At 44.4% G+C, this 8,462-nt stretch carries 9 protein-coding genes; 8 read left to right on the forward strand and 1 reads right to left on the reverse strand.

Features of this window, described 5'->3' with window-relative positions:
• Positions 1–117: 117 nt before the first annotated feature.
• Positions 118–660 (reverse strand): outer membrane beta-barrel protein, encoded by a 543-nt coding sequence (locus tag B3763_RS08115; protein ID WP_286745553.1) that lies wholly within the window; start codon positions 658–660, stop codon positions 118–120.
• Positions 661–1,043: 383 nt separating this feature from the next.
• Here B3763_RS08115 and ccoN point away from each other — a divergent pair, with 383 nt between their 5' ends.
• The 8 genes from ccoN (at position 1,044) to B3763_RS08155 (ending at position 8,410) form a co-directional block, all read left to right on the forward strand.
• Positions 1,044–3,203, forward strand: a complete 2,160-nt coding sequence (gene ccoN, locus B3763_RS08120; RefSeq protein ID WP_286745555.1) for a cytochrome-c oxidase, cbb3-type subunit I — start codon at positions 1,044–1,046, stop codon at positions 3,201–3,203.
• Positions 3,204–3,206: 3 nt separating this feature from the next.
• On the forward strand, positions 3,207–3,410 hold the full coding sequence (locus B3763_RS08125) for a cytochrome C oxidase Cbb3 (RefSeq protein ID WP_286745559.1): 204 nt from the start codon (positions 3,207–3,209) through the stop codon (positions 3,408–3,410).
• Entirely contained in the window at positions 3,407–4,270 is an 864-nt protein-coding gene (locus tag B3763_RS08130) for a cbb3-type cytochrome c oxidase N-terminal domain-containing protein (protein WP_286745562.1), read from the forward strand. The genes B3763_RS08125 and B3763_RS08130 overlap by 4 nt, the downstream gene beginning before the upstream one ends.
• 170 nt (positions 4,271–4,440) lie before the next feature.
• Entirely contained in the window at positions 4,441–5,871 is a 1,431-nt protein-coding gene (gene ccoG / locus B3763_RS08135; protein WP_286745564.1) for a cytochrome c oxidase accessory protein CcoG, read from the forward strand.
• Positions 5,868–6,308, forward strand: coding sequence for a FixH family protein (locus tag B3763_RS08140; RefSeq protein WP_286745566.1), 441 nt, complete (start codon positions 5,868–5,870; stop codon positions 6,306–6,308). Before ccoG ends, B3763_RS08140 begins: the two co-directional genes overlap by 4 nt.
• A 5-nt stretch (positions 6,309–6,313) precedes the next feature.
• On the forward strand, positions 6,314–7,015 hold the full coding sequence (locus B3763_RS08145) for a sulfite exporter TauE/SafE family protein (RefSeq protein ID WP_286745572.1): 702 nt from the start codon (positions 6,314–6,316) through the stop codon (positions 7,013–7,015).
• Positions 7,016–7,100: 85 nt separating this feature from the next.
• Positions 7,101–7,949, forward strand: coding sequence for a universal stress protein (locus B3763_RS08150; protein WP_286745568.1), 849 nt, complete (start codon positions 7,101–7,103; stop codon positions 7,947–7,949).
• 107 nt (positions 7,950–8,056) lie between these two features.
• The gene (locus B3763_RS08155; protein WP_286745570.1) at positions 8,057–8,410 is read left to right on the forward strand and encodes a translation initiation factor; all 354 of its coding nucleotides are present in this window, start codon (positions 8,057–8,059) and stop codon (positions 8,408–8,410) included.
• Positions 8,411–8,462: the final 52 nt, after the last annotated feature.

The raw sequence follows: 8,462 nt of genomic DNA on the forward strand, positions 1-8,462 counted from the left end.
AGGAAAATATCCGCAATCTCATTTAGGCTCTGTTGAGATACCGGATAAAACAGGTCTTTTTGAGAGTTTAAGGCCTGTTTTTCCGGCATGATGTTCTTTTCGTACATCGAACTCAGGTTATCTTAATAAAAGAGATATGCCAAAGGTTAGTGTATTCGGGTTCAGGTTAAAATTAAATCGGTCCGATTCGGAGTTTCCTACCTTTTGCGAGGTATAGGAGATGTCGCCAAAGGTACTTTCAAGGGCAACTTTCTCGGTAACAAAATATGAAAGCCCTGGCCTAAAACTTATAGCAAATGAGCTTTGATCCGTAGAGTTTCCCAGTTCACCGGTTCCCATATCTATCTGAGGCTGGTAAAAGAGGTAAAAATTGTCGGCCAGAGACTTATAGAATCGGGCATAAGCTCCGTAGGTAAACAAAGTGTTCTTGGTTCCATTATTCTTAGAACTACTATAACCAAGTACTAAACCCAAATTAGTTTTCTCCGATAGAAATAAACCACCTCGGGTACCGATAAGGAAGTTAGAAATTTCAGTACCTATGGCGTCAATTTTTGTGTACCCCAAATTTCCGTTTAAAAGCACATCGCCTTTTTGAATCTGAGCCTGTGCCGTGACCCCAACGAATAGGAGTAACCCCATTAAAAACAATTTTTTCATAATTCTGAGTTTTTATATGTTGAAAAATGTAAAAATAAACATGTGTAGCAACGTAAGAACTAAGCCTTTGATTGTGTAGAACTATACGACAGGTAGTAAATTATTTTGAATGGTTACATGATGGGTGTTAGATAGTCATTTGTTCACTAAAAGAGCTCCGGTGTTTCGCCATTCAGAACCAGGCACGAAAACAGTGTTCTCATGGCTTTTTCAGAGTCTACATTTAAGGTTGCTTAATTGCCTATGTGGTTAGATTACAGTCGGTTATTTCCTTTGCTTCAATAACATGATTTATATCAGTTTTTCAGCTAATTACCGTCAGCTTGCAATCCTGCGCACACAGCTACCTTCGAATCAAATATTGATTAACCCAAGCTGTGACTATGGAACTCGAACAATTCAGGTATGACAACAAAATCGTTAAGTACTTTGCTATTGCAACGGTAATCTTTGGAATTATCGGTATGCTGGTAGGGCTGCTAATAGCCACCCAGCTCTTTTTACCACAATTAAACTTTGGAATCCAATACACAACCTTCGGCCGAATCAGGCCACTGCACACCAATGCGGTCATTTTTGCTTTTGTAGGGAATGCCATGTTTGCCGGAGTGTACTACTCCATGCAACGCTTGCTCAAAGCAAGGATGTTTAGTGACTTACTAAGCTGGATTCATTTCTGGGGCTGGCAGCTTATTATTCTGGCAGCAGCCATCACCTTGCCTCTGGGTTATACCACCTCTAAAGAATATGCCGAGTTAGAATGGCCCATAGATATTGCCATCACCCTTATTTGGGTGGTGTTCGGTATCAATATGATTGGGACCATTCTTAAACGAAGAGAGCGACATATGTATGTGGCTATTTGGTTTTATATAGCCACCTTCGTCACCGTGGCCGTGCTCCATGTGGTCAACTCGTTTGAGATTCCGGTCACCTTTCTAAAAAGCTACTCGTGGTATGCGGGTGTACAAGATGCCCTGGTTCAGTGGTGGTATGGACATAATGCTGTGGCATTTTTTCTCACCACTCCCTTTCTGGGGCTTATGTACTACTATTTACCCAAGGCAGCCAATCGGCCTGTTTATTCATACAAGCTGTCTATTATTCACTTCTGGTCACTCATTTTTATATACATATGGGCAGGGCCGCACCACTTGCTTTATACCTCTTTGCCCGATTGGGCCCAGTCGTTAGGCACTGTATTTTCAGTGATGCTCATTGCTCCCTCGTGGGGAGGAATGCTCAACGGACTGCTCACCCTGCGTGGTGCCTGGGACAGAGTGCGCGAAGACCCGGTACTCAAATTTATGGTGGTGGCCGTAACGGCCTATGGTATGGCCACGCTTGAAGGACCCCTGCTTAGTATTAAGAACATTAATGCCATAGCACACTTTACCGATTGGATTATTGCTCACGTGCACGTGGGAGGCTTAGGCTGGAATGGATTTATCATTTTCGGTATTCTATACTGGTTGGTGCCTAAAATGTGGGGTACTAAACTGTGGTCTACCAAAGCCGCTAATGTTCACTTTTGGCTGGGCACACTGGGCATTATTGTATATGCTTTGCCGCTATATACGGCCGGAGTTGTACAAAGCCTGATGTGGAAGAATTTTAATGCGGAAGGCTTTTTGGAGTATCCTAATTTTCTGGAAACGGTAACACAGATAGTGCCCATGTACATGATGAGGGCCATAGGCGGACTACTGTACTTTACCGGTGTAATTATAATGGCTGTAAACTTGGTAAAAACGGCCCGTCAAGGCAGTTTTATTGCAAACGAGGCTGCAGAAGCCCCTGCACTGGAGAAGAAGAAAGTGGTGGGTGGCTACTGGCACAATCGCCTTGAGCGCAAGCCCGTGTTCTTTACCGTTTTAGTGTTGGTAGCTATACTCATTGGCGGAGTAGTAGAAATGGTGCCTACTTTCCTTATTAAATCTAATATACCCACCATTGCCAGTGTTCAGCCTTACACTCCATTGGAGCTTCATGGTCGGGATATATACATCAGAGAAGGTTGCAACAACTGCCACTCACAAATGGTAAGGCCATTCCGCTCAGAGACCGTAAGGTATAAAGGCGAATACTCTAAGGCCGGAGAGTTTGTCTACGACCATCCGTTCTTATGGGGGTCGAAGCGAACGGGTCCCGATTTGCACAGGGTAGGAGGTGCCTACAACAATACCTGGCATTTCAACCACATGGTAGACCCAACCTCTACCTCACCGGGCTCCATAATGCCCCCCTATCCGTGGTTATATACTCAAAGCATTGATCCGGAACTTACAGCCGGTAAGATTAAAGCCCTACGTACTGTGGGTGTGCCATATGAAGAAGGCTACGAGAAGGTGGCCAATGCAGAACTCAAAGAGCAGGCCACCCAAATATTAAAAGACCTTGAAGAAGACCCCAGCGGCTCGCTGCAGTCTTATGAAGCCCTGAACGAGGTTAAAATTACCGAGTCTTCAGAAATAATAGCACTCATTGCTTACCTACAGAGACTCGGAACCGACATTAAAGCAGAATCAACCGAAAACAAATAAGCCATGTTCAAATATTATTTCGAGCAAGTACACAACGTAGAGATATGGCCCATCATTTCGCTCATTATCTTCTTTGTATTCTTTATTGGGCTAATCGCCTATGTGTGGAAAATGCGCAAAGACTATGTAGAGCATATGCAAGAGTTGCCTCTGGCCGATGGTGCAGAAACAGAAATTGAGTCTCCGAAAAAAAGCCTACAACTATGAGCATAATCACCCATTTTAAACGAAAAACCGCTGTGCTTTTGGTAGCTGGTCTTATGCTACTCGGTACAAAAACCTATGCACAAAGCTCAAACTCTGCCTTGAGCCAGGAATCGATGCTCTATATTACCCTCGGACTGGTATTCGTGGTTTCAATACTGGTTCTGCTGGTTGCCATTTATGTGCTCCAATTGCTCAAGATTTTCATTAAAAAGGAAATGACGGAAGAGCAGAAAACCCAGCCATCTTGGTGGGCTAAGTTATGGGCTAAATGGAACGCTTTTCAACCTATGGAAGAAGAGGAAGAGCTTTTGCTCGATCATGATTATGACGGTATTAAAGAGCTAGACAATCATTTACCGCCATGGTGGAAGGGTTTGTTCTATGTAACCATAGTCTACTCGGTAATATATCTCCTGGTGTTTCATGTATTTAAAACAGCGCCTCTGCAAGACGAAGAATACGAGTTAGAAATTGCCGCTGCTGAGGCACTCAAAGCCAATAAGGAAGCCGATTTAGTTATTGACTTCGATGAAAATACAGTAACCGTAACCGATGATCCGGCCGAGCTGGCTGATGGACAGAAGTTCTTTGAGCAACAATGCAGCATTTGTCATAAGGCCGATGGTGGTGGACTGGCAGGACCCAACCTCACGGATAAATACTGGAGGAATGGAGGAAGCATAACCGATGTGTACAAAGTGATCAAAAACGGAGTTCCCAACACCGCCATGATTTCTTGGGAGGGACAGCTCAACCCCTTGCGCATGAGAAATGTAGCCTCGTATGTACTCTCCCTGCAAGGCACAAACCCTCCAGGAGCCCTGCCTCCGGATGGAGAACTGTATGAGCCGGAGAATTAATTGATCGTGAGACAGTCACAAAAATGTAATGGGCTGCGTCATTCCCGACTTGATCGGGAATCTCACCAGATTAACACGGGCTTAAGCGAGGTTTCCCGGTTTCATGGGAATGACGAGTGCGTTTTGAAGTGGCCAGCCGCAGTGTCTCAGGAGACTAAAAAATAATACCGATGGAGCAAGATAAAATAAAGGACCTCTATACTTACGATGACCAGTACCGGGACACTATTGCCACGGTAGATGAAAAAGGTAAGCGTGTATGGGTTTACCCCAAAAAGCCCAAAGGTAGCTACCATAATAAGAGAATGGTGGTGAGTGTAATTCTTCTCACCATACTCTTTGCCGGTCCCTTCATAAAAATAGGTGGGGAACCTTTCTTATTACTCAATGTTTTTGAGCGCAAGTTTTCAATTCTCGGAGCCGTCTTTTGGCCACAAGACTTCTTTATTCTAGCCTTAATAGCTATCAGCTTCTTTGTTTTCATCATCCTCTTTACCGTAGTTTTTGGTCGGGTATGGTGCGGCTGGGCCTGTCCGCAAACCCTGTTTATGGAAATGGTATTCAGAAAAATTGAATACTGGATAGATGGTGACGCGGCCCAGCAGCGAAAGCTGAAAAAAATGCCCTGGACAGGCTATAAAATTCGAAAGAGACTGGCCAAACATCTCATTTTCTCACTCATTGCCATACTCATTGGCCACACCGCCATGGCCTATCTCATCGGCATTGAGCAGGTGAAGGAAATCGTAAGTCGGCCACCTTCAGAGCACTGGGCAGGGTTCGTAGGACTCATAGCTTTTAGTGCCGTTTTCTATGCTGTTTTCGCCTTTTTGCGCGAACAGGCCTGCGTGGCTATTTGTCCTTATGGCCGTTTACAGGGAGTGCTTTTGGTCAAAGACTCCATGGCCGTGATGTACGATTGGTTGCGCGGAGAGCCCAGGGGTAAACTCAAACGAAATGAACAACGAACCGAGAAAGGAGATTGCATAGACTGTAAGCTCTGTGTGCATGTGTGCCCCACAGGCATAGACATTCGCAACGGAACCCAACTGGAATGTGTGAACTGCACCGCATGCATAGATGCCTGCGATGATGTGATGACAAAATTGGGTAAGCCCAGAGGGCTTATTCGGCCTACTTCTTATACCGCCATTGTAGAGGGTAGACAGCGCATGTTTACGCCCCGTGTGGCCGGATATACAGGAGTGCTTCTACTTTTAGTTACCCTGCTGGTAGTGTTTGTGTCTGGCAGGTCGGAGGTAGAGGCTACTGTGCTGAGAATGCCCGGTATGATGTACCAAAAACTAGAAGATGGCCACATTCAGAACATCTACAACATACAATTGGTAAATAAAACCGCTGAGGATATAGAGCTGTCTGTCCGGTTAAAAGATCAACCACGAGGGCTTGTTGAAGTGGTAGGAGAAGAAACTTTGATTTTGCCCGCTAAGGCAAAGTTAGACCGTGTATTTATTATTAAGCTTCCGCAAGAACAACTCAAAACCACTAAAACAGAACTCTCCATTCAGTTATGGATGGGTGAACAACTGATTGATGAAGTAAATACTAATTTCTTAGGACCTGTAACACTAGAAAAATGAATTGGGGAAACAGAATCGTATTGGCCTTTGTGTGTTTTATAGCCGGAATATTCTCCATGGCTTACATCAGCATGAATACAGAGTTTAGCTTGGTGGCCGATAATTACTACGAACAGGAATTGGCCTACGAAGATCAAATAGTTCGCATGCGAAATGCCAACCGTTTAGAAGCCGGGCCTGAATTTATTGTCGACCGTCAAAACCTTAAAGTGCAGTTGCGCTTTCCCGAGCAGTTGGCCAAACAGATTACCGGTGGCAAAGTTAAATTCTACAGAGCCAGCAATGCCAGGCATGATAAAGAGATTGAGCTTAAACTAGGCAGTGAAAATACCTGGGAGGTCGATGTGGCATCTTTTGTTAGCGGAGCCTGGAAACTGCAGTTGTTGTGGACCGATGGCCAAAAGGAATACTATCAGGAAATTGATTTTGTGATCTAATGCTGATGCTGTGGACAGGCTTTTTGTTTGGCTTATTTGGTAGCCTGCACTGTTTGGGCATGTGCGCACCCATTGTTTGGGCAATGCCGGTTAGGGCCGGCAGTCGGTTCCACTGGTGGAAGCTCCGCCTCAGCTACAACTTCGGCCGAATTATTACCTATTCTTTGCTGGGTAGTTTGTTTGGCTTGGCAGGGCACTCGGTTAGGCTTATGGGGTTTCAGCAGCACCTTTCCATTATTACCGGAGTTTTCTTATTGTTCTTTTTGCTCATTAACAAAGGGCGAATTCCTAGTGGTTTTAGGCTAAAGCCATTGTCTCGCCTTTTATTGAGAGTTAAAGCATCATTGAGCCGGCTCATGAACGGAAATACCGCAAAGACCAATGCTCTTTTGGGCTTCTATAATGGCTTGCTGCCCTGCGGTTTGGTATACATGGCACTTATAGCCTCATTGTCTATGGGCTCAGTGCAAGGCGGAATGCTCTACATGATTTCTTTTGGACTGGGTACACTGCCAATGATGATTGCCGCGGCCTGGATGGGTCGTTCGCTCCGATCGTTAAACCAATCCATGGTCAGGCGTTGGATCCCCCGATTTATAGTTCTGGTGGCGCTATTACTCATTGTGCGTGGTCTCAACTTGGGTATTCCTTACATCAGCCCCAAGCTGGTTAAAGGACAGGCCATTGAGCTTTGCGAACAGCCCTAGAATTCTTGGCTTTATGATCAAAATCATTATTTTCTAAGGAAATAATGATCAACTTGATTCTAACAGAAAACGAAACAAAGCAATCATGAAAACTATACTAGTACCTACAGATTTTTCGGAACAAGCTACCAATGCCACAAAGCTGGCAGCTGAGATGGCCCGACATTCGAAAGCCCGAATTGTCTTGCTCAATGTTATTGAGGGTACACGCAGCTTTGCCTTCAACACCATGGGAGAAGCCTCTGAGCCTGTTGGCGAAGAAGCATTCTTTATTAATAAGCTTATTGAAATACAGAAAAAACATTTAAAGGAAGCGGCCGCTCAAGAGGCACTCAAAGGACTTACGGTTGAAACCGTTTTAGAAATGGGAAGCCCCTACGAAAGTATTTCCAATCTGATAGCCGACTATAAAGCCGATTTACTCATAATGGGAACCAAAGGCTCCAGTGGGTTAGACGAAATACTCATAGGCTCCAATACAGAAAAAGTAGTGCGCTATGCCAAGTGCCCTGTAATAACTGTAAAAAATGAGGTAAGCCTTAAAGACATCAAAAACATAGTGTATGCCACCAATTTGTCTACCGATCAGTCTGCATTTATTCCTCATATAAAAACTGTTCAGTCGTTTACAGGAGCCCGGTTGCACTTGCTCAAGGTAAATACACCCAATCACTTTTACACTCAGCGGCAGCTCAATAAGGAGTTCGCCCGGTTTAAAGAGCAGCATGGGCTTCTTAATTGCACTACCAACATTTATAATGAGGTGACAGAAGAAGATGGTATACTTTATTTTGCTGAAGACCTTGGAGAGTGTATGGTAGCCATAGCCACTCATGGCCGAACAGGACTCTTGCACCTGCTCACCGGAAGTATTGCTGAAGACCTGGTAAACCATGCCACCATACCGGTAATGACCCTTTCTATGAAGAAATAGGAACAGCTTTATGAAAGCATACTTCAGAAACCGGAGTAGGGCTCAAAAGTAGCTCGATTTCCGGTTTCTTTTTTCACTTTAAGGCAATGAATAACTAATTTCGAAGCATGTCTAGGAAGAACAAAAGAGATAAGGGGAGAAGCGGAGTGGTTTATTCAACCAATCAGGACTTTGCCTATGAATATGAAGGAGGTTTTGAAGAAGAAACACTTGCTCCGGCTGAGCAAAACCTAAAAGTGATGCTCGACAAGAAAAGCCGAGGAGGTAAGCAGGTAACTCTGGTTGAAGGTTTTGTAGGTACAGATGAAGATTTGAAAGAGCTGGGCAAGATGCTGAAATCGAAGTGCGGTGTTGGAGGCACGGCCAAAGATGGTGAAATACTTATTCAGGGAGATTTTCGAGATAAGGTTTTGGAGCTTCTTCAGAGCAATGGATATAGAGCAAAAAGAGTAGGCGGCTAATGCTCAAAAGAAATTACATAGTAAGCCTTCTTCTTCTATTCATGTTAATGGC

Origin of the sequence: Roseivirga sp. UBA1976, from assembly GCF_002336325.1 — a bacterium.
Classification (GTDB): domain Bacteria; phylum Bacteroidota; class Bacteroidia; order Cytophagales; family Cyclobacteriaceae; genus Roseivirga; species Roseivirga thermotolerans.

Excerpts from the sequence above, each read along its gene's own strand:
- ccoG (WP_286745564.1), top strand. The coding sequence starts at position 4,441 with ATGGAGCAAGATAAAATAAAGGACCTCTATACTTACGATGACCAGTAC.
- B3763_RS08145 (WP_286745572.1), top strand. The coding sequence starts at position 6,314 with ATGCTGTGGACAGGCTTTTTGTTTGGCTTATTTGGTAGCCTGCACTGT.
- B3763_RS08130 (WP_286745562.1), top strand. The coding sequence starts at position 3,407 with ATGAGCATAATCACCCATTTTAAACGAAAAACCGCTGTGCTTTTGGTA.
- B3763_RS08115 (WP_286745553.1), bottom strand. The coding sequence starts at position 660 with ATGAAAAAATTGTTTTTAATGGGGTTACTCCTATTCGTTGGGGTCACG.
- B3763_RS08125 (WP_286745559.1), top strand. The coding sequence starts at position 3,207 with ATGTTCAAATATTATTTCGAGCAAGTACACAACGTAGAGATATGGCCC.
- B3763_RS08150 (WP_286745568.1), top strand. The coding sequence starts at position 7,101 with ATGAAAACTATACTAGTACCTACAGATTTTTCGGAACAAGCTACCAAT.
- ccoN (WP_286745555.1), top strand. The coding sequence starts at position 1,044 with ATGGAACTCGAACAATTCAGGTATGACAACAAAATCGTTAAGTACTTT.
- B3763_RS08155 (WP_286745570.1), top strand. The coding sequence starts at position 8,057 with ATGTCTAGGAAGAACAAAAGAGATAAGGGGAGAAGCGGAGTGGTTTAT.
- B3763_RS08140 (WP_286745566.1), top strand. The coding sequence starts at position 5,868 with ATGAATTGGGGAAACAGAATCGTATTGGCCTTTGTGTGTTTTATAGCC.